Here is a 19,917-nt window from a genome sequence, read left to right as displayed (position 1 = left end):
GAAATGATTGTCCAACTTCATGTCGGCGCTAGTTGTGCTTATACTCGCCGTTGCTCCCCGATTCAAGGTTAGCCACGTTGTCATCAACCATCTTTTTGCTGCTCGGAACGTACCCGATATCGTTGGCAACGAAGTCCTCGTCGGCCTGATTGACGTAGAATCGAATGAACTCCTGGAGATGCTTTTTGTCCTGTAGTTTGTTCATATTGGCATAGAAGTACAATGGCCGAGCCAAGGGGTAATTACCGTTCTGTGCGCTCTCCAAACTTGGTTCGACTGGATTGCCACTGCCCTGACCCAGATCGAGTGCTTTCACCGTGTCCGGGTTGTTCGTGTAGTAGGCGAACGGAAGATAGCCCATCGCGTGTTTGTTGCCCTGAATCCCTTGAGCGATGAGATCATCCTCTTCTGTTCCTTCGAAATCATCGCGGATCTTCCCTTCCTCACCGACGACCGTTTCCGTAAAGTAGTCGAACGTGCCTGACGTCGTCGCCGGACCGTACAGATCGAACGGCTGGTCGGGCCACTCGGAGTTGACGTCCGCCCACGTTTTCGGAGCTGAGTCGGGGGACCAGATCTCCTTGAGCGTCTCGATCGTGATCGAGTCCATCCAGTCGTTGTCGTTGTTCACGACGACGGTGAGCGCGTCCTGCGCGATGAAAAACTCAACCGGCTCGAAGCCGTTGTCCCGACACTGCTGTACTTCCTCCTCCGAAATCGGCCGGCTCGCGTTGTTGATGTCGCTGTCGCCCGGAATGAAGACGTTCGTGAACCCCCCAGAGCTCCCATCCCTCGTGAGATTGAAGCTGACCTCTGAGTGATCTGTCTGGAACTGTCGGCTTATCGCCTGAGCGATGGGATACACGGTACTACTCCCGGATATACGAATGTCACCCGACAGCTGTGAGTTCCCATTCTCAGAATCGTTATCGGTGTTCGCTCCGGTGTTATCGGATAAACATCCAGCAAGTGACGTTACACCGATCGCTCCCGATGCCACCAGGAACGTCCGTCGTGACACCGATTTAGGCACGTTTGGATCGTACGCCATCACCAAACTACAAGCAGATCGATCCTAAAGAGGTTTATAATATTGGTACATTCGGGTAAGATATGTATTGAGAACTCTGATACAACGGTATACTATACAATAATATGATGGGAATGAATGATATAGAGTCGACAATAGTGATCTATACTGTCGTTTCCGGCACCACCGAATCCCATGGCTGAACGGTGTTCCGTCGGCGGGTCGTGTATCGAAATAGGAAATCGCATCGTCCGAGTTCAAACCAGATTTTTCGCCTCGTCCGCGCTTTGAGGAAGGAGACGCCGCGCTACCGCTTATCGAAGACACCGGATCGATACAACACGTTTAATCGTTTGCCCGCCGTATATCCGTTCGTGTCGCTTGCCATTTCTACGACGGATCTCGAAAAAAGCTACGGCAGCGTTCGAGCGCTGGATGGGATCTCTCTCTCTGTCGAGCAGGGCGAATTCTTTGGCTTGCTCGGACCTAACGGCGCGGGAAAGACGACGTTCATCAACATCCTCGTCGGACTCGTTCGTAAATCAGGGGGAGAGGCAAGCGTGTTCGGTCACGGCGTACAGACGGAGTACCGGGAAGCCCGCGATCGGATCGGACTCGCACCTCAGGAGTTCAATGTCGACCGATTTTTCCCGATTCGAGAAGTGTTGATTCATAAGGCGGGCTACCACGGTATTACCGGCGAAACGGCAAAAAAACGCGCCGACAGGGCGCTCAAAACGGTTGGAATTTACGACAAGCGCAACACCCGGTTCGACTGGCTATCGGGCGGGATGAAGCGCCGATTCATGCTCGCCAGGGCGCTCGTCTCGGATCCGGATCTGCTCATCCTCGACGAGCCGACTGCCGGTGTGGACGTAGAGCTTCGCCACGACCTCTGGGAGATCATCACTGAGCTCAACGACGAAGGAACCACGATCTTACTGACGACCCACTACATCGAGGAGGCCGAGCGTCTGTGTGATACGGTTGCCATCATGGATGACGGACAGAAGCTCACCGTCGCGAGTCCGGAGTCGTTGATGGAACGGGGAAACGACACGATTCGTCTCCGTCTCGAATCTCCTCCAGCTCGTCTCCCGGAGATCGACGACGAACGCATCCAGGAGATGGATATCGAGGACAGCACCCTCGTGGTGACAGCCCCCAAAGGCGGGGCGGTTGCACCCGCGCTCGTTCGTAGTCTTGATCGGCAGGGATACACCGTGATCGATCTAGATATCTCGCGCACGTCGCTCGAAGAGGTGTTCGTCTCGTTGACCGGCACCGACGATGAACCGACGTCCGATCCAGAGTTAGCCACACCGGAGGGGATGCTATGAGCATCGGTTCGGCCGGACTGCGGACGCTTGTCCACCGGGAGATACTCAGGTTCGTTCGCCGTCCTCGGAACACGTTTCTTCCGCCGGCCATCACGAACTCCCTCTATCTAATCGTGTTCGGCGTGATTCTCGGTGGACGCATCGATGTCGGTGGCGACGTTACGTACATCCATTTCATCCTCCCGGGACTGGTCGTACTCGGCGCGGTCAGCGATGCCTTCCAAAACGCCTCGTTTTCCATTTTCCACGGACGATGGAACAAGTACATCCATGAAGTCCAGACGTCACCTCTTTCTTACACCGAAATGGTGCTCGCGTACGTCGTAGCAAGCGCGCTTCGGGGTACGCTCATCGCCGTGTTGATAACAGGGGTCGGTGTACTGTTCACGAACCTCATTCCGTCGATGACGCCGGTCGAATTCGCACATCCCGTCTACATCGTCGCGTTCGTGTTCGTAATCACGCTGCTGTTCGCGGGATTTGGCGTCATCGGCGGACTGTGGGCCGAGGATTTCGACCACCTGACCGTGATGAATCAGTTCATCATTCGACCGTTGGTGTTTTTCGGCGCGGTCTTCTACCCCTTGAGCGCCTTGTCCTCATTTTGGCAGTCCGTATCACTGCTCAACCCGATGGTGTACATGGTCGAGGGCGTCCGGTTCGCGTTTCTCGACTTCAGCGACATCGGCCCGTTGGTGTCCCTCACCGTGCTCGCAGGAGCGACCGTGATCGTCGTCGCATTCGACGTATGGCTGTTCAAACACGGCTACGGATTGACTGACTGACACTGGTTCCCTGTTCTCCGCCGAGTATGGCCCGAGTACTCAAGTGGCTAGCAGACAAACTATACATCGTGGTATGGAATGGCACCACAATGGGATGAGGTGAGCTTCGTCCTCGCCTCGACGTATCGTGTGACCGTCCTAGAGTATCTGGTGAACCGACCAGCAACGCCGTCACAGCTTGCCGAAGACACGGAGCTGTCCATGTCGCACATCTCACGAGCACTCGGCGAGTTGCGCGAACAAACGCTTGTCGAGTTGCTCGTCTCGGATGACCGGAAGAAAGGCCGGGTGTATGGGATCACCGAACAGGGAACGGATATTTGGGAGACGATCGAAGCCGAAAACCTCGCGTAGCGCAGACCTCTCCGAGAGGTCTGCTCCGGATCGGCTCGCTCCCGCTATCAGCAGGAGCCGCGTCTGTACGGGAACGTCAGTCGTCATAGGCGTCTTCGAACGGACGAGGCGGCAACCGGAGGTCGTCGAGACGTGGGAGGTGTTTGATGTTATAGACGACCTTCATCGTCTCGGTGATCGGGAATCCATTGCACGAAAGACGGATTCCACACTCGAGCATCTCCGAGGGCAGAATGGTGTTGACCGGCATCTCCAGTTCCCCTTCGAGGACGCCGACCGCGCAGTTGGCACACGCCCCGCCGCGGCAGGCGTACGGCCACACGAAGCCGCGGTTCTCGGCCGCTTCGAGTAGTGATTCGTGGGGGTGGACCAGAAACTGCCCGTGGTCAGCCGGTGGTAGATCCACAGCGGTTGCTTTCTCGAACAGGTTTTCGTCGTCGAAGTTCCACCCGTGATCGTCGAGAACTTCGTAGTTGAGATATTCCACCCGAGATGTATCCGTTCGTCCAGCGTTGTCATCGGGATGACCGTCCTCGACGTCCTCACCGGTGAGCATTGTATATGCTGATTGTACCTGCTGAAATTCGCTGATCGATCCACCCTGATCCGGATGGGTCTCCTTCACCCGCTGCCGATACGCACGTTCGACCTCGGCATCGTCGGCGTCCGCGTCGATCTGTAGTACCTCGAACGGGGAGACCATACGGGTTGTAGCGAACCGATAGGGAAAAAGCCTCGATCGAACGAACTGCCCCCATTCCGCCACGAGAACCACCGAACACAGCAGTAGATACGATAATGCATTCGGATAGATAGAAACACATAAAGTTCTATTCGAAGATATTAGAATTATGAGTGATCAGTTAGAGACGATCCTTCCGTACGCGGCAGGTATCGGTGGGTTTGTGGTTTTGGCGTTCATCGCGTTCACCTTCCTCGATGGAACGATGCGGTGGCTGGTGCTCGCTATCGGAGTTATTGATGCTATCATCACTCCAATAGTACTGAAAAAGGGAATGAAAACGGAGACGACCTGATCTTCTCATTGGTGGACCGGCTGTCGTTCGATACCACTACACAGTGGGCGTACTCGACCCGAGACGATGGATTTTTATATCGACAGCCGCCCCTAATATAATAGCACCGGACGATACGAGGTATATTCTCCATGAAAGCACAAGAGTACACAGAGATAACCATCGTTGGCACCGACGACACGGGGCTGATAGCGAATATCACGAATCTCCTCTTCGAACGCGGTATCAACATCGAGAACTTAGATCAAGCCGTTCAAGACGGTCTGTTCCGGATGACGATGCACGTCGACACCACCGGGATGGTCTGTCGGCCGGAAACGCTCCGCGAGGATCTCCACGAACTCGGGGATGATCTGGGCGTAAGCGTACAGATCCGGTTTCCTACGGAGTCGACGGCCAAACGGCTCGGAATACTCGTCACCAAAGAATCCCACTGTTTGGAGGCGATCTTGGAGGCGAAACGAGACGGCGAGCTTGACGCTGAGATCGGGGTCGTCATCGGAAACCATTCCGATCTCGAACACATCGCCACAGCGTACGACGTCCCCTTTTATGACATCGGTGATGAAAGCGGCACGCCCGACGAGGAACGGCTGTTAACGTTGCTCTCGGAGTACGACGTCGATCTCGTGGTTCTAGCGCGGTACATGCGGATCCTCGGTCCCGAGGTCGTGTTTCGCTACGAGCGACAGATCATCAACATCCATCCGTCGTTACTCCCAGCCTTCCCCGGTGCGGAACCGTACAGACAGGCAATCGACGCGGGAGTCAGAATCGCTGGCGTCACTGCACACTACGCAACGACCGATCTCGATCAAGGACCGATCATTACACAACGGGTGTTCGACGTTCCCGACGGCGCTACAGAGACCGATCTCCAACGCCGAGGACAGCCCCTTGAAGCCGACGCCCTCTTGGAGGCGATCAAACTCCACCTCTCCGATTCCATCTACGTGCATCGCGGAACGACCCACCTCCGGAACGGCGTCGATAACGAGTCGGTGCAGCTCGGAACGCCCGAGGAACTGCACAACGTCAATCCGAGTGGACCGATCGATGATCCCGATGATCGGATGGAGCAAAACGTCGAAGCCGAGATGGGGTGACGTGCGCTTCCCTGCTGGGTAGGGGGCGTTGACTGCAGGCCCGTATGTTGTCATTACTGGCTGGAACGAAAGATACTTTGTAGGTCCATCTGATCCAAAAATATGACGAGCGTTTCACCGATTCGGGCGAACGTTCCACGGAATCGGTTTGGCTTTACCCATCGACCGGAAACCGATCAAAGTTTCGAGAACGCGGTAGCGAAAGCCCGTGCAGGCGATCGGCTCACGGTCGCCGACGGCGTCGAGCTTCTCACGACAGGAACGGAGCAAGATGGGATCGATCCCCGTCGGAAGGAGGTGGTCCTCGAAATCGCCGATCGGCGGCGCGAGGAGATCGTCGGCAACGAGGTCACGTTCGTCGCCAATCTCAACAACAACGTCACGACGGCCTGTAACACGGGCTGTCTGTTCTGCAATTTCAAGGATCGGTCGAAGCAGTTTCTGCGGGACAACGACGCCGCACACGACGGATTCACCAAGACACCGGCAGAATCGCGCGCCATCGTCGCTGACGCGCTCGATACAGGGATCTACGAAGTCACCTCCGTCTCGGGGCTGCACCCAGCGTTCGCGCTGGACGAAGAGCACCGCGAAATACTCGAGGGCAACGACCGCGGAGATCTCAACTACAAATCCCCTGAGCGCTATGAGAAGAACCCGGGCACGTACACGGCACAGATGGCAGCGATGTCTGTCGGCGATGTACACCTCCACTCGATGACACCCGAAGAGGCCTACCACGCTCGTCGTGGAACGGAGTGGAACTACGAGGAGGTGTACGGCCGGCTGAAAGCGGCCGGGCTTGACAGTGTACCGGGGACAGCCGCGGAGATCCTCGTCGACGAAGTACGCGATGTCATCTGTCCCGGCAAGATGCGTACCGACGAGTGGATGGACGCGATGGAAGCCGCTGCCGATGTGGGGCTGTCGACGACGGCGACCATCATGTACGGACACGTCGAAAACGAGATGCACCGGATTATGCACCTCGAACGCGTCAGGAACCTTCAAGACCGAACCGGCGTCATCACGGAGTTCGTTCCCCTCTCGTTCATCCACCCCAACACCCCCCTGTACGAGGAGGGAATGATCGACGCCGGAGCGACCACCGAGGAAGACGAACTGATGATCGCTGTTGCTCGCCTGTTTCTCGACAACATCGATCACATTCAGTCTTCGTGGGTCAAATACGGCGATGAGCTGGGACTGAAGATGCTCTCGTGTGGTGCTGATGACTTCATGGGAACCATCCTCTCCGAAGAGATCACAAAGCGCGCTGGCGGCGGCTATGGGGAGGCCCGCTCGTTCCAAAAGTACGTCGAGATGATCACTTCCATCGGACGCGTGCCCGTCGAACGATCGACCGACTACACCGAACGACGGCGGATCAATCCGACAGCTCCACCGTTTGGTCCACAGCTCGGTCCGCGTGCCGACGGAACACCCCTCGTCGAACATTCCCAGTAGGTCGACGGAACGCTCCCGTGCCTCCGACCGCAGTGAGGATCAACTGTTGCTACAACTTCGTTGCGGTCGTCGGGTCCGTGTTCTCGTCTGTGTGGAGCAGCCGCACGCGCCCAGCGAGGAGACCGATGACGAGTCCCGTGAAATGTGCCAACAGCGCCACACCGGGACCAGCAGTGAGGAACGTGACCACGACGGCGATGAGGACAAACACACCTGCTTGAACGCGCTGGCTCAGCCGTGAGAGGACGCCGATGGCCAGTGCGTTCCCCGTGAGTGCGTATCCCAGCAGCGCGAACACCGCACCGCTGGCTCCGATCACGGAAACCGATGGCCCGAACAGCCCCGACACAGTCACTTGGGTGATGCCAGCGAGCGCGCCAGAAACGAGAAAGTACAGGTGAAAGCGTACTGGTGTGGTTATTCGTTCGACAGCGAGTCCAAAGAGGGCGAGTGCGAGCGCGTTCCCGACCAGATGAACGATACCGGCGTGAGCGTAGACGCTCACCACGATGGTCCACGGCGCAACCGAAAGCGGCAGCGAAAGCGCGAACAGACCGTATCCTACATGGAAAAATCCGGCGAGGATTTGAACGAGAAACACCCCGGTCAGGATCTGAAGGGTTTTCAGGGTCGGGCTGTGTGTCACACGCTCTATTCGGGGCTGAATTGTATTACCACTGACGGTTACAAGAGATGTACCTTGCCACGGAACAACGACTGGAACGGTTCAGTCAGTGGAATCGCACGTCAGTATCCAAGGAAATGACAAAAATATTGAAGACGGAGATAACGGAACGGCAGCAAAGAGATATTGATGATGATGTTTTACCTGAATTGAGGCGCTAAGGTCGCTCGGCTTCTATTGGTAGTGAACCGAAACCGGTCAGTCGGGATACCACCCAACGACACAGTCACGACCGGCGAGGATTGGACAACTGTTGGCCGCGAGTAGGTCGAAAGAGCGACAGGGATCGATGTCTCGATCGACGGGATCGACGGTGAGAACACACCGGTATCGACCACGTACCACGACGTTTTCATCGGATCAGCCCCCTCAAAATCGACAATTGACGGGTTGTGTGCGGACAACCCGTTTGAACTCGGATGGTATGAGACCCCTTCCCGTAACGAAAGAAGAGTCCGAACATATCTCGGACGTTCGGTTATCCCTCGATTGACTTAACATCGAACTGATTTCTATGTCGACAGGGTCAGTACCGTTCGTTGTCAACAAGCGCATCTGTTTTTGCATCGGCTGCCGTGGTTCGTTACATGTGTCGTGTTGTCGTTACACGGTCATCTGCCGTCGACAGCGTAGCAATGGACCACGACAGTTTACGACGTGGTCGACGTGGACGCCGCTTGATCCAGCGACGGGGCGACAGATGAACACGCCACGGACCGTGGTCGGCTCAGTCATCGGGCTGGTGGTCGTTGTGGCGGTGGTGGGGACGCCAGCGGTGAGTCAAACAGGGACTCCGGTGATCGTTTTCACACAGGACAACGACTCGATACGGGTCACGCCACTCGGCGACGGCACCCGTTCGGTCGAGGCGTTCTACGATTATCGCTCACCAGCCACCGACCCGGAGGGTCAGTACAGTTCCTACGGAACGGACGACATCCAGATGAATCAGGTCAGTCAACTGTTCGTCTACGACGGGATCGAGGGGCTGAGCCTCGTGTTTCTTCACGACAAACTCAGTGATACCGACGGCGGGGGAGCGGTCATCACGGCCGATCTCTCCGATCTGCCCGAGAACGGCGAGTGGGTCGTCGAAGACGACACGTACGACAACCGCGACGACGTGTTTCGACACAGCCGTCAGTCGAGCCACATCGAGTGGTTCACGAACGGATACCGAACCGACGGAGCGGCGTTCCGGGGTCTGGAACGGGCGAACAACACCATCACGGTCGATATGAGATTCAACGAGGACACCGAGAACTATCCGTTCGAAGAATGGGAAGGTCCGCCCGAACAGAACGAGATCGAGCGCTGGCTCGTCCGTTCGGGTACCGGCGAGACGACCGAGATCGATATGGACGAACCAGTCGAGATCAGTGTGGAATCCGGTGGCCAGACCGAACCGACGACCGAAACACCCGATGAGAACACTCCCCTAGTCAACTCCCATCCACCGACACATCGCTCATCACCCGATGCTACCGGGGGTAGCGGCGTCACCGGAGTGGGATTCGGTGTTGGTCCTGCGATCGTTGCACTCGTTGCGCTCACGGCGTTCGTGCTCGGGCGAGACGATGACTGAGCACGCTGGCGTCGATCCGCTCACACAGGCGGCCTCCGAACGTTTCAGAAAGATCGTCTTCGAGCCAGAATGAGAATCATCCATCGGTATCTTTAAAACGACGATCGACATCCATTACAAAAATGGAATTTCGAACGGCGACGCCCGCGGACGCCGTGGCGGTTCAACGCGTCGCACGGGAAGCGTGGCACGCAGTTCACGCACCCATCATCGGTGTGGACGCCGTCGAAGACATGCTCACAGAATGGTACGACCGAGACGATCTCGAAACGGCCATTCGAGACGACGACGCCACGATGATTCTGGCGGTTGAGGAGGAGGTGATCGGGTTCGCTGAGGGTGGTCCCAGTGAAGACGGTCCAGCCGATGCAGTCGTGGGGCGACTGTACGTCCATCCCGACCGGTGGCGAGCCGGTATCGGTACCGAACTGTTAAGCCGACTGTTCGCGGATCTCCGGGCACGGAACTATGATTCGGTGTGGCTCGCCGTCATGGCCGAAAACGACGTTGCTCACGGGTTCTATGAGAAACACGGGTTCGAGATCTATCAACAACGAACGATCGAACACGTTGGCCATGAAATCGAAGACCGGATACTGGTCCGAGAGCTGTAACGGTCTGTCAAAACAACTGGACGTACCGACAGCAGCGATAATATGACTACAAATATATAGATCATATGAATGGTTAGAAATGAGATGATAGGAGATTCGGGGTACGTGCGATAACAACCATTATCGTAACGACCAGCCATACTACCATTCAACTTGACCTATTATAATAATGTTGATGTAATATCCCAGGAGAGGACATAGAATATGTATATGTATATGTATATCACAGTGATGTCCCAGATATAGGGTGTCTCATCGATCGCCTCCGGTGTCACCGGAACAATTATCATGTATGACTATGAACACGACGTTCATGGCCACGAATGATACATCAGTACAGGCGACGAAAACCACGTTCGAGATCATCGAGACGCTTCACGAACTGAACGGTGCCGGGGTGTCTGAGCTTGCCGGTGAGTTGGGTATGCCGACCAGTACGATACACGATCACTTACAGACGCTCACCGAGATGGAGTACCTTCTCAACGACGACGGAACGTATCACGTGGGTGCCCGGTTTCTTCATCTCGGTGAGAAGTCACGCACCCGGATGAAAGTGTACAACGTCGCCCGGCCACAAGTCGAAGATCTCGCTTCGAAGACGAACGAACACGCGAACCTCATGATCGAGGAGCACGATTGGGGTGTGTTCCTCTACAAAGACCGTGGGGCCGACGCGGTACAACTAGACACGTACGCCGGGATGCGTGTTCCATTGCAGACGACAGCACTCGGAAAGACGATCCTCGCCCATCGATCCAGAGAGGAAGTAGAGGACATTCTCGACCGACAGGGTCTCGTGGCGGTCACTGAGAACACGATCACGGACAGAGACAGCCTGTTCGACACGCTGGAGGACGTTCGAGAGCGGGGCTACGCGTTCGACGACGAGGAACGTGTCGAAGGGATGCGGTGTGTCGCGGCTCCGATCACTGACAGCGATGGTCGTGCCATCGCGGCTATCAGCGTCTCCGGTCCGAAGAGTCGGATGATGGGCGAAACGTTCACCGAGGAGCTGCCGAACTTGGTCCGGCGGAGCGCCAACGTCATCGAAGTCAACCTCACCTATTCTTAATCGTACACCAGCAACCTTCCGTCCGGATTCCGACAGCGAAACTGTTAATTTTCATGTCCTTGTACAGGAGCCCGATGCGATTCACGAGATACGTCGTCGACGGGTCTCCTCAGTGGGGCGTCCAGCAGGACGACACCGTCGTTCCACTTACAGGACTCCGTGAAGACGTTTCGATTTCCCAATTCGGCAACCCGGGGTTTCATCGTGTCGTCACGGAGGGCCTCGACGCAGCCAACGACCGTGCAATCCCCCTCAACAACGTCACGAGACTCGCTCCGATCGCCCGTCCGGGCAAGATCGTCTGTGTGGGACTCAACTACCACGACCACGCCGACGAACAGGACGAGGACGTTCCCGAGCGACCACTGCTGTTCGGAAAGGCTCCGACCGCCGTTACGAACCCCGGTGATCCCATCGTCCACCCATCAGGGATCAAGGAGGTCGACTACGAGGTCGAACTCGGCGTCGTCATTGGGAAAACAGCCAAGGACGTCGACGCTGCCAATGCTCGGGAGTACGTCGCCGGCTACACTGCGGTCAACGACGTGAGCGCGCGCGACGCGCAGTTCGAAGACGAGCAGTTCCTGCGGGGGAAGAGCTACGACACGTTCGCCCCGATGGGACCGACGCTCGTTCCAGACGCGTTTTTCGAGCCGAACGCCGTAGATATCTCCTGTCGCGTCAACGGCGAAACAAGACAAGAATCAAACACGGAGCAGTTCATCTTCGACGTCGATGAACTCATCGAATACATCAGCGCCGCGATGACGCTGCGACCCGGGGACGTCATCTCGACAGGGACCCCCGGTGGCGTCGGGATCTTCCGCGAACCACCGGAGCTACTCGAACCCGGTGACGTAGTGGACATCGAGATCGACGGCATTGGAACGCTCACGAACCCCGTCGTGGCCCAACAGTCCCAAAACTAAATACTCGCGCAGTTCCATTTTCCCTCCATGTCGACCGAACAGCAGCTATTCGCGGAGTCTCTGGAGAGCGTCGGCGTCGAAACGAGGCGCGTTCCACCGGCGGGCGTGACGGACGCGATCGCGGAGTTGCTCGTCGGTGATACCGTCGCGGTTGCGCTTGACCGCGACGACGTTTCCATCCCGGACGCCGTCACCGTCGATCCGACGCCAGCCGAACTTCACGCCGCACAGACGGGTGTGACACCCGCAGCGTTCGCCATCGCTGACTACGGATCGATCGTCCTTCCATCGACGGCAGTTGGAAGCGAACTGGTGAGTTTGTACGTGGATCACCACATTGCGATCGTCGACGAGCAGGACATCGTAGCGGACATGGAACACGCCTTCGACCGATTCGACCGAGAGATGCCGGACGCGTACGGCAGCGCGATCGTCGCTACGGGACCGAGCGCGACGGCAGACATGGGTTCGCTGGTGACGGGCGCTCACGGACCGAGCACCGTCGGCGTCGTCGTCGTGGAGGGCTGATCAGTGTCGGACACAGACCGTCTCCGGGAGATCATGGCCACGGAGGGCGACGCCGTCCGGACGAACACACAGGGATTCAATCAAGGTCGATACGAGTCCGTCGCCGATCTTGACGAGTACGAAACGGTGAAAGACGAGGCCCGGACGATAAAAGAGGACGCCATCGATCGGCTGCCCGAACTGATCGATCAGCTCCGTTCGACCGTCGAGAACAACGGTGGAACGCTGTATCTCGCGGACGACGCCGCAGATGCGAATCGGTACGTTCGAACGGTTGTCGGCGATGGCTCCGAGAAGACAGTTGTCAAGAGCAAGTCGATGACATCGGAGGAGCTAAACGTCAACGAGGCGCTCGAAGCCGACGGACACGACGTCATCGAAACGGATCTCGGCGAGTGGGTGCTGCAGGTGGCCGAGGAGACGCCGTCACACATCGTCGCTCCTGCCATCCACAAATCCCGCGCCGCCATCGCCGAACTGTTCGAGGAGGTGTTTTCACCCACAGAACCGCTCGAAACGGCCGAAGAGCTCACTGTCTTTGCACGAGAGAAGCTCGGTGAGTGGATTCAGGAGGCCGACGTGGGTATGACGGGAGCCAACTTCATCGCTGCCGACACCGGAACCATCGCGCTCGTCACGAGTGAAGGGAACGCGCGCAAAACCGTCGCTGGGACGGACACCCACATCGCGGTCGCGGGTGTCGAGAAGATCGTTCCGACGGTCGAGGATCTACAGCCGTTCGTGGAGTTGATCGGTCGTTCGGGAACCGGTCAAGACATCACCTCCTACGTGTCGTTGTTGACGCCGCCAGTCGAGACGCCGGTGATCGACGACACCGACGAGGAGACGCCGTTGTCGGAGATCGACGACGACCGGGAGTTTCACGTGGTGTTGATCGACAACGGTCGGATGGCGATGCGTGAGGATGACGACCTGCGAGAGACGCTGTACTGCATTCGGTGTTCGGCCTGTTCGAACGTCTGTGCCAACTTCCAGCAGGTCGGTGGACACGCGTTCGGTGGTGAGACGTACTCCGGCGGGATCGCAACCGGCTGGGAGGCCGGTATCGAGGGACTCGACGTCGCTGGGGAGTTCAATGATCTCTGTACCGGCTGTAGCCGCTGTGTCGACGCTTGTCCAGTGAACATCGACATTCCGTGGATCAACACCGTGGTGCGAGACCGGATCAATCAGGGCCACGAAGAGAACTTCGACTTTCTGGTCGACGGACTCACGCCCGATAACGAAGCGGGGAGCCCGCCGCTCCAGAAGCGGTTTTTCGGCAATTTCGAGACGGTCGCACGGCTCGGCTCCACACTGGCACCGGTCTCGAATTGGTTGGCCGAGACGACTGTTTCGCGCCAACTGTTACACCGATTGCTCGGCATCGATCCCCGGCGTGACCTCCCAACGTTCCACCGACGGACGTTGATCGATCGGTTTCAGGATCGTGAAACGACGGTCGACACCCCTCGGCGACGAGCCGTGTTGTATCCGGACCTCTATACGAACCACGTCCAGATCGAGCGCGGAGCCACAGCGGTGCGCGTCCTCGAAGCGCTGGGCGTCGACGTGGCCGTCCCGTCAGTGCCATCGAGTGGACGCGCGCCTCTGTCACAGGGCATGATCACGACAGCACGCAGCCACGCCGAACGCATCAGCGATACCCTCGCACCTTACATCGCCGATGGGCGCGACGTGGTCGTCATCGAACCGAGCGATCTGGCAATGTTTGAGCGGGAGTACGAGCGATTGCTCGATCCGGCAGCCCACGAGCGACTTGCGACCAACAGCTACGAGATCATGGAATACGTCTTCGGCCTGCTGGAAAACGGAGCCGACGACGCGCCGTTACGAGACGGCGACGGGACAGAAGTCGCCTACCACAGCCACTGTCAGCAACGGACTCTCGACGTCGAAGCCCACACCGTCGCCGTGCTCGAACGGTGTGGTTTCGACGTTCTGACCTCCGACGTCGAATGCTGTGGCATGGCGGGTAGCTTCGGGTACAAATCGGAGTACTTCGACGTGAGCATGGCCGTCGGCGACGAGTTGCGCGATCAGTTCACCGCTCCAGAGACCCGCGAGCGAACGGTCGTCGCGAGCGGAACCTCCTGTCTCGAACAGTTGGATTCGCTCCTCGAACGCCGACCGACCCACCCGATCGAACTGCTCGTTGATCGATCACCGACCGAATGAGTCGGGGTCGGAGTCGGAGTCGGAGCTATTGAAACTCGGGAATGACCTCATCCGCGAACAGTTCCATCCCGCTGGTGTCGGGAGCGTCGACGAACCACCCCATGAACTTCTCCACGCCAGCGTTGATTCGCCGTTCGATGGCCGTTGCACACTCCTCGGGCGTGCCGACGATGAAATACTCGTCTGCGTTTTCGCGCGTGATGTCGGGCTGGTCGGTGTACGATTCTTCGAACTGGATCGGCGTCATCAGATCGAGCAGCCGATCCAGCTTCTCCTCATCACGGGTACAGAGGATGTGGCCGTCCCAAGAGTATACGATCTCATCGGGATCCCGATCGACCGTCTCACAGTGTTGTTCGATGACGTCGATCTTGCGTTCGAGGGTGTCGACATCGCCGTTGAACACGTCCGTGTTCCAGATATCGGCGTGTTTGGCGACGAGCTTGAGCGTCACGTCTTCACCCTGACCACCGACGAGGATCGGTGGATGTGGATCCTGTACGGGTCCCGGGGCACAGTAGGCGTCCTCGATACAGTAGTGGTCGCCGTCGAAACGTGCCCCCTCCTTACCGGCGTCCCACAGCTGCTTGATCAACCGAATCGATTCGTCAAGACGCAACAATCGCTCGAAACCGTCGCGGTACTCCCAGCCGTAGGCATCGTACTCGCGTTCGTGCCACCCAGCACCGAGTCCGAGTTCGAGTCGGCCCTCCGAGATGACGTCGAGCGTTGCCGCCATCTTCCCGACCAGCGCGGGGTTGCGGTAGTCGTTACAGAGGACGAGCGAACCGATGTTGATGTCCGTGGTGAAGCCAGCCATCGCCGATAACAGCGTCCAACACTCATACTCGGCGTGATTTCGACCGAGCATGAGGTGGTCGGGAGCCCACGCCGCGTCGAAACCCAGCGTTTCTGCCGTCTCGATTCCCTCCCGCGTCGTTGCCCAGTCGAGTGACTCATACGCCGGTGTGTCACGGTGGGTCGGTTCTGTCCCATCGACCGGCGCACCGGCGAACACGGGCACGTTGTACTCGAAGCTGATGTCGGACATGGTTATTCCACGGCGAACCGTTCGAGCGCTTCGTGGTTAAGCGCGGTGCTCAGCCCCACACCGTCGGGCAACTCGATCACGCCAGCCTCCGCAGCGGGAGGATCCCGGTAGATGGCGTCGGCGTACGTCGAGTCCTTCTCCTCTTGCTGTTCTTTGTACCACTCTGGAATGGGGAAATACTCGGCCATCGGGGCGTTGCTCGACGCTGCGATGAAGTGGAGGTGAGGGTTCGTTCCGGAATGTGGGATGACCGGCACGTCGTGGGCGCTGGCCAGGGCGTCGATGCGACGGAGTTCAGTCAGTCCGCCACATCGATGGACGTCCGGTTGGAGGATATCGACCGCATCGCGTTCGAGAAGTTCCTTGTGGCCCCATCGGGTGAACTCGTGTTCACCGCCCGATATCGGGATGTCGGTCGACGCCCGGACCTCCGCGTAGCCGTCGATGTCGTCGGGAATGACCGGCTCCTCGACCCACGCCAAGTCGTATTTCTCGAGGCGCTTGAGCATCTTCTTGGCGTATCTGACGTTCCATCCCATGTAGGCGTCGGCCGCGAGTTTGATGTCGTCACCGACGGCGTCTCGGACTGTTGCGACGATCTCCTCGTTTTTCTCCATACCGCGCCGTCCGGCTTCGGGACCGTACTGAAAGCGCATCTTCATCGCGTCGAATCCCTGTTCGACGTAGTCGACAGCCTCCCGTTCGAGCGTGTCGAGATCCACCGGGTGGAGATTGCTCGCATAACAAGGGATCTCTTCTGTCACGGGCCCACCGAGCAACTCGTAGACGGGTTTGTCAGCTGCTTTCCCAGCGATGTCCCACAGCGCGAGATCGACGGCACTGATCGCTTCGATGGCAGCACCTTTCCGACCGAACGGGATCGTCGCACGATACATCACGTCCCAGAGCTTTTCTCGTTCGTTTGGATCTTCCCCGACGACGAGTTTCGATAGCGTTTCCTCGACGATCGTGGCGATGGCACCGGTCGCCCAGTTGCCGTGACCGACGCCGGTGATGCCTGCATCGGTTTCCACCTCGACGACGACGTCGCCGACCGGACCCATCCACTTCCGGCGGGCCTGTGGATTGTCGCCTTCGGCGTTGTTGTACTCCTCATAGCCACTCATTACCGTAACGAGTGGGAATTCGACGAACTCACCCCACGATTCTGTACTGACGGCTGTCGCGGAGACATCTGTGATTTCCATTGTGCGCTACCAGTATCGTTCAGTCGGTAGGGCTAAAATCTTTCGTCGATGAAAACTTTCAGCGGAGGGTGAAGCAGCACCGATCGTATCTCAGTTCAGATCGACGAGCCGACGAAAGGCGGTTTCGGTCATCCATTTCCGATCCGTCGGCGAGAGGGTTTCGACCGATCGAAGCCACTCGTGCGATTGGTCGTAGCTTGCGACGTCGCTGACGTTGGGATAGTCGGATCCCCAGACGACGCGCTCGCGGCCGAACGTCTCAAGGAGCCATCGCACGTGATCGTGCATATCCTCGTACGGAAACGTCGTCTCCGAGAGGTGCGGGATCTCAGAAACCTTCACTGCCACGTTGTCGTACGCCGCCAGTTCGGCGAATCGGGCGAACGTTCCGTCTTCAAGGGGTGTCTTCGGACCCGCGTGTGCGAAGTGATCGAACAGATACGTGAGTTCGGGATACGACTCGACGAGTGCTATGGCCTGATCCAACTGGCGGTGGTCACAGAGTATCTGTACGATCGCGTCCGTCTCGAGGGCTGCCTCCCAAAATGCCGTCTCCTCGATCGCGTCTCTGAGCCACGTTACGCTCGGATCGAACGTCTCCCACATCCGATCGTACGGACAGGCCCCGCCGAGTCGGAACCCAAGAACGCCGTCGACTGCCATACACCGACGAAGACGGTCGGCGGCGCCGGCGGCGAACGGATCGAGCATCACGACGCCGTACAGCCGGTCGTGTTCCGTCGTGGCCTGTATCGTGTACCAGTTGTCCACCCACTCACAGATGGGATAGCCGACGACGACGGCGTGCTCGACGCCGGTTCGATCCATGTCAGCCAAAAGCCGATCAGCGGTGTAGACGGTGTGGACAGCGAAGCTATCGACGCGATCCAAGAGCGGGCCGTTCACCCATGGATGCTCCGCACTCGCCGGACCCCATGCATGTGTATGTGTGTCGAACATGCAAGAGACGTGGAACGTCCTCGTACTAAACCTTATCTACAGAGGAAATTCCCCCGAAGAACTAAGAACAGCGCTGTCGAATCGAGAACCGGATGGAGCGAATCGCGTTTCACTACCGCATCGAAGAGGGGCAGCGAGCGGCGTATCGAACCGAACACGAGGACGTGCCGACCGAACTCGAATCGGCGTATCTCGACTCGGCGGCCGGGGTGGAAACGTACAGCGTCTTCGAGAAGGAAGGGCACGTGTTCGGCTACCTGGAAGTCGAGGATCCCGAGGCGATTCGGACGGTCATGGCAGAGAGCAAAGCACAGGCCGATTGGGACGAGGTGATGGCGTCAATCCTCATCGAGGAGTCCGACCCGTGGATGGAGGAAGTGTATCGGATGGTGTGATCGACCAAAAGTACGTTTCCGATGATGGCGGATGCTGTCTCAGTGAACGAGATGTAGCCCTAGAACAGCAGCCCTTGGGATCCGAGTAGATCCCAATGACGTTCTACCGCGTGAAAAGTGGGGTTGTCCGAACCCGGTACTGACGTCTGCGTCTCCGATATCAGCGGGTCATTCGGTGTCATCCGTGTTTCCCGACCGTCTTGTTTCCCTCTCGATCGCGCGTTGGCTTCCCATGAAACCGACTGACCCCACAACCCGTCCGGTAATACCGGATATATCTCATCATACTAGTGTCGCACTGACCCACTCAAAGAGTCGCTTCCGTGTTTGAATCCGCATGTCCGTTACAATAATAATGCTGTAACGGACCCGTTCGTTTGTGCCACATCGACATTAAATCGGATACACACTGGCTTGATCTCGGATCCAGTTATGGAACGCCGATCGTCGATCCAGTGTTAGCGAGCCGTAAACCAGCGCTCTACGGCTCGAATGCGACCGAAAAACAGCTAGAGGACGAACGGCATGGAGATGGCTTTCATCGGTAGGAGAATATCGTGCGTCATCACTGAATTAGTTCTCATATGTCACTTAATGACCGTGCGAGTTTGTAACACGATAGAGAGGCCGCCCATACTATATCTACTGCGTTATATCTATTATAAATAGTATTATATTATTAATAGTATAGTAATATATGTATTATAGGCTATAATATGGCAGTACCCACGAATAGCTGCTGAATCGGCCAATACTAAGATATTCATTTAGACTTTGCTGATCTTGATATGAAAATCTAGTGGGTTGATTCCAAAATAACCAAATTAGTATTATTAGTATTGTGCGATGGCGGTGTGTACACCATTATCCAACATGGTGTTTAGTCCATTAGTTAAATATATTGTATAATTGAATCTATCAGTTTATTCTCGGCTCGCCGAAGATGTTCCTCTGCAGTTCGTCGGTCAACACCGACGCGGTCTGCGATCGCTTGGGTTGTCGTCTCGCGCGGAATTCGGTAGTAGCCGTGTTCGTAGGCTATCGAAAGCGTATCTCGCTGTCGCTCCGTGAGTTCGGGAACGATTCGCTCAAGCGTCGGCGATGGCGATGGCGAGACGATCTCGACAGCGCGTTTGGATTCGACGGTCACCGACACGTTATCGGTCGTGAGATCTCGATAGCACGCGGTGAGTGAACTCGGATCAAGCGCGAGCACGCGACACTGTTTCATCCCCCCTTCGTACCGCAACGGTGGCAACAACAAGCAGTTGTGGCGATCAAAATACGGATCGATCGTCTCCGTTCCGTGTTCGGTTAGACAGCTTTCGGTGACGATGACCGCTGCCGTGTCGTGTGCGATGGAGTCGCTGATCCCAACTGCCGACTCAATCCGACGCAACACCGGCTCGGAAGGACCGACGACCGACAGTAGATCGCGCTGTTCGGTACACCAGAGTTCGATCCGTGCATCCGTCCCAGCCGTCGCATCCGCGTACGCGCCGTCTCCGTCGACGCTGATGATCGCCTCGTGCATATCTACGATACGGCGCCTCTACTAAAAATCCCCCT

At 57.4% G+C, this 19,917-nt stretch carries 21 protein-coding genes; 13 read left to right on the top strand and 8 right to left on the bottom strand.

The genetic code is table 11. The features are described 5' to 3' along the window. Positions 1-28: 28 nt before the first annotated feature. Positions 29-1,051 carry a PstS family phosphate ABC transporter substrate-binding protein gene (locus MW046_RS12125; protein WP_247993365.1) on the bottom strand — a complete coding sequence of 341 codons (1,023 nt, stop codon included), beginning with the start codon at positions 1,049-1,051 and terminating at the stop codon, positions 29-31. A 353-nt stretch (positions 1,052-1,404) separates the two neighbouring features. Here MW046_RS12125 and MW046_RS12120 point away from each other — a divergent pair, with 353 nt between their 5' ends. The 3 genes from MW046_RS12120 (at position 1,405) to MW046_RS12110 (ending at position 3,509) form a co-directional block, all read left to right on the top strand. Further along, entirely contained in the window at positions 1,405-2,370 is a 966-nt protein-coding gene (locus MW046_RS12120; RefSeq protein ID WP_247993364.1) for an ABC transporter ATP-binding protein, read from the top strand. Beyond that, positions 2,367-3,155, top strand: coding sequence for an ABC transporter permease (locus MW046_RS12115; protein ID WP_247993363.1), 789 nt, complete (start codon positions 2,367-2,369; stop codon positions 3,153-3,155). The genes MW046_RS12120 and MW046_RS12115 overlap by 4 nt, the downstream gene beginning before the upstream one ends. A gap of 78 nt (positions 3,156-3,233) precedes the next feature. Beyond that, a complete protein-coding gene (locus tag MW046_RS12110) occupies positions 3,234-3,509 on the top strand; it encodes an ArsR family transcriptional regulator (RefSeq protein ID WP_247993362.1) in 276 nt (91 codons plus the stop codon). A gap of 76 nt (positions 3,510-3,585) precedes the next feature. Here the strand turns inward: MW046_RS12110 and fer are convergent, their stop codons facing one another. Beyond that, positions 3,586-4,212, bottom strand: a complete 627-nt coding sequence (fer, locus tag MW046_RS12105; protein WP_247993361.1) for a ferredoxin Fer — start codon at positions 4,210-4,212, stop codon at positions 3,586-3,588. Between the two features lie 148 nt (positions 4,213-4,360). Here fer and MW046_RS12100 point away from each other — a divergent pair, with 148 nt between their 5' ends. The 3 genes from MW046_RS12100 to cofH all read left to right on the top strand — a co-directional run bounded on the left by MW046_RS12100 (position 4,361) and on the right by cofH (position 7,119). Then, positions 4,361-4,546, top strand: a complete 186-nt coding sequence (locus tag MW046_RS12100; protein WP_247993360.1) for a hypothetical protein — start codon at positions 4,361-4,363, stop codon at positions 4,544-4,546. A 131-nt stretch (positions 4,547-4,677) separates the two neighbouring features. Beyond that, entirely contained in the window at positions 4,678-5,652 is a 975-nt protein-coding gene (locus MW046_RS12095; protein WP_247993359.1) for a formyltetrahydrofolate deformylase, read from the top strand. A gap of 102 nt (positions 5,653-5,754) precedes the next feature. Then, positions 5,755-7,119 (top strand): 7,8-didemethyl-8-hydroxy-5-deazariboflavin synthase subunit CofH, encoded by a 1,365-nt coding sequence (cofH, locus tag MW046_RS12090; RefSeq protein ID WP_247993358.1) that lies wholly within the window; start codon positions 5,755-5,757, stop codon positions 7,117-7,119. 49 nt (positions 7,120-7,168) lie between these two features. On the opposite strand, the gene MW046_RS12085 is transcribed toward cofH, so the two are convergent. Continuing rightward, positions 7,169-7,765 (bottom strand): rhomboid family intramembrane serine protease, encoded by a 597-nt coding sequence (locus MW046_RS12085; protein ID WP_368411330.1) that lies wholly within the window; start codon positions 7,763-7,765, stop codon positions 7,169-7,171. Positions 7,766-8,002: 237 nt separating this feature from the next. Then, entirely contained in the window at positions 8,003-8,149 is a 147-nt protein-coding gene (locus MW046_RS12080) for a hypothetical protein (RefSeq protein WP_247993357.1), read from the bottom strand. Between the two features lie 244 nt (positions 8,150-8,393). On the opposite strand from MW046_RS12080, the gene MW046_RS12075 reads away from it, so the two are divergent. From MW046_RS12075 to MW046_RS12050, 6 genes are all read left to right on the top strand, one after another. Continuing rightward, complete coding sequence (locus MW046_RS12075) at positions 8,394-9,389, top strand: cell surface glycoprotein related protein (RefSeq protein WP_247993356.1); 996 nt, start codon at positions 8,394-8,396, stop codon at positions 9,387-9,389. 122 nt (positions 9,390-9,511) lie between these two features. After that, entirely contained in the window at positions 9,512-10,003 is a 492-nt protein-coding gene (locus MW046_RS12070) for a GNAT family N-acetyltransferase (RefSeq protein ID WP_247993355.1), read from the top strand. Between the two features lie 313 nt (positions 10,004-10,316). Continuing rightward, entirely contained in the window at positions 10,317-11,078 is a 762-nt protein-coding gene (locus MW046_RS12065; protein WP_247993354.1) for an IclR family transcriptional regulator, read from the top strand. A gap of 74 nt (positions 11,079-11,152) precedes the next feature. Then, entirely contained in the window at positions 11,153-12,007 is an 855-nt protein-coding gene (locus tag MW046_RS12060) for a fumarylacetoacetate hydrolase family protein (protein WP_247993353.1), read from the top strand. A gap of 27 nt (positions 12,008-12,034) precedes the next feature. Beyond that, positions 12,035-12,535: an LUD domain-containing protein gene (locus MW046_RS12055; RefSeq protein WP_247993352.1), complete on the top strand. Its 501-nt coding sequence runs from the start codon at positions 12,035-12,037 to the stop codon at positions 12,533-12,535. Positions 12,536-12,568: 33 nt separating this feature from the next. Beyond that, a complete protein-coding gene (locus MW046_RS12050) occupies positions 12,569-14,734 on the top strand; it encodes an LUD domain-containing protein (protein WP_368411409.1) in 2,166 nt (721 codons plus the stop codon). A gap of 25 nt (positions 14,735-14,759) precedes the next feature. Here the strand turns inward: MW046_RS12050 and MW046_RS12045 are convergent, their stop codons facing one another. The 3 genes from MW046_RS12045 to MW046_RS12035 all read right to left on the bottom strand — a co-directional run bounded on the left by MW046_RS12045 (position 14,760) and on the right by MW046_RS12035 (position 17,953). Next, the gene (locus MW046_RS12045; protein ID WP_247993350.1) at positions 14,760-15,785 is read right to left on the bottom strand and encodes an LLM class flavin-dependent oxidoreductase; all 1,026 of its coding nucleotides are present in this window, start codon (positions 15,783-15,785) and stop codon (positions 14,760-14,762) included. 2 nt (positions 15,786-15,787) lie between these two features. After that, the gene (locus MW046_RS12040; RefSeq protein WP_247993349.1) at positions 15,788-16,993 is read right to left on the bottom strand and encodes an enolase C-terminal domain-like protein; all 1,206 of its coding nucleotides are present in this window, start codon (positions 16,991-16,993) and stop codon (positions 15,788-15,790) included. Between the two features lie 90 nt (positions 16,994-17,083). Beyond that, entirely contained in the window at positions 17,084-17,953 is an 870-nt protein-coding gene (locus MW046_RS12035; RefSeq protein ID WP_247993348.1) for an amidohydrolase family protein, read from the bottom strand. Between the two features lie 92 nt (positions 17,954-18,045). Here MW046_RS12035 and MW046_RS12030 point away from each other — a divergent pair, with 92 nt between their 5' ends. Continuing rightward, on the top strand, positions 18,046-18,348 hold the full coding sequence (locus tag MW046_RS12030) for an L-rhamnose mutarotase (RefSeq protein ID WP_247993347.1): 303 nt from the start codon (positions 18,046-18,048) through the stop codon (positions 18,346-18,348). An 892-nt stretch (positions 18,349-19,240) separates the two neighbouring features. Here the strand turns inward: MW046_RS12030 and MW046_RS12025 are convergent. Further along, positions 19,241-19,882 (bottom strand): helix-turn-helix domain-containing protein, encoded by a 642-nt coding sequence (locus tag MW046_RS12025; protein WP_247993346.1) that lies wholly within the window; start codon positions 19,880-19,882, stop codon positions 19,241-19,243. Positions 19,883-19,917: the final 35 nt, after the last annotated feature.

Source organism: Halocatena salina (assembly GCF_023115355.1).
In the GTDB taxonomy this organism is placed as follows: Archaea; Halobacteriota; Halobacteria; order Halobacteriales; family Haloarculaceae; genus Halocatena; species Halocatena salina.
This window is presented reverse-complemented; position numbering and strand designations above follow the sequence as displayed.

Bases quoted from the DNA above. Each gene is read 5' to 3' on its own strand.
- MW046_RS12125 (WP_247993365.1), bottom strand. From the start codon at position 1,051: ATGGCGTACGATCCAAACGTGCCTAAATCGGTGTCACGACGGACGTTC.
- MW046_RS12115 (WP_247993363.1), top strand. From the start codon at position 2,367: ATGAGCATCGGTTCGGCCGGACTGCGGACGCTTGTCCACCGGGAGATA.
- MW046_RS12110 (WP_247993362.1), top strand. From the start codon at position 3,234: ATGGCACCACAATGGGATGAGGTGAGCTTCGTCCTCGCCTCGACGTAT.
- fer (WP_247993361.1), bottom strand. From the start codon at position 4,212: ATGGTCTCCCCGTTCGAGGTACTACAGATCGACGCGGACGCCGACGAT.
- MW046_RS12100 (WP_247993360.1), top strand. From the start codon at position 4,361: ATGAGTGATCAGTTAGAGACGATCCTTCCGTACGCGGCAGGTATCGGT.
- MW046_RS12095 (WP_247993359.1), top strand. From the start codon at position 4,678: ATGAAAGCACAAGAGTACACAGAGATAACCATCGTTGGCACCGACGAC.
- cofH (WP_247993358.1), top strand. From the start codon at position 5,755: ATGACGAGCGTTTCACCGATTCGGGCGAACGTTCCACGGAATCGGTTT.
- MW046_RS12070 (WP_247993355.1), top strand. From the start codon at position 9,512: ATGGAATTTCGAACGGCGACGCCCGCGGACGCCGTGGCGGTTCAACGC.
- MW046_RS12065 (WP_247993354.1), top strand. From the start codon at position 10,317: ATGGCCACGAATGATACATCAGTACAGGCGACGAAAACCACGTTCGAG.
- MW046_RS12060 (WP_247993353.1), top strand. From the start codon at position 11,153: ATGCGATTCACGAGATACGTCGTCGACGGGTCTCCTCAGTGGGGCGTC.
- MW046_RS12055 (WP_247993352.1), top strand. From the start codon at position 12,035: ATGTCGACCGAACAGCAGCTATTCGCGGAGTCTCTGGAGAGCGTCGGC.
- MW046_RS12050 (WP_368411409.1), top strand. From the start codon at position 12,569: ATGGCCACGGAGGGCGACGCCGTCCGGACGAACACACAGGGATTCAAT.
- MW046_RS12045 (WP_247993350.1), bottom strand. From the start codon at position 15,785: ATGTCCGACATCAGCTTCGAGTACAACGTGCCCGTGTTCGCCGGTGCG.
- MW046_RS12040 (WP_247993349.1), bottom strand. From the start codon at position 16,993: ATGGAAATCACAGATGTCTCCGCGACAGCCGTCAGTACAGAATCGTGG.
- MW046_RS12035 (WP_247993348.1), bottom strand. From the start codon at position 17,953: ATGTTCGACACACATACACATGCATGGGGTCCGGCGAGTGCGGAGCAT.
- MW046_RS12030 (WP_247993347.1), top strand. From the start codon at position 18,046: ATGGAGCGAATCGCGTTTCACTACCGCATCGAAGAGGGGCAGCGAGCG.
- MW046_RS12025 (WP_247993346.1), bottom strand. From the start codon at position 19,882: ATGCACGAGGCGATCATCAGCGTCGACGGAGACGGCGCGTACGCGGAT.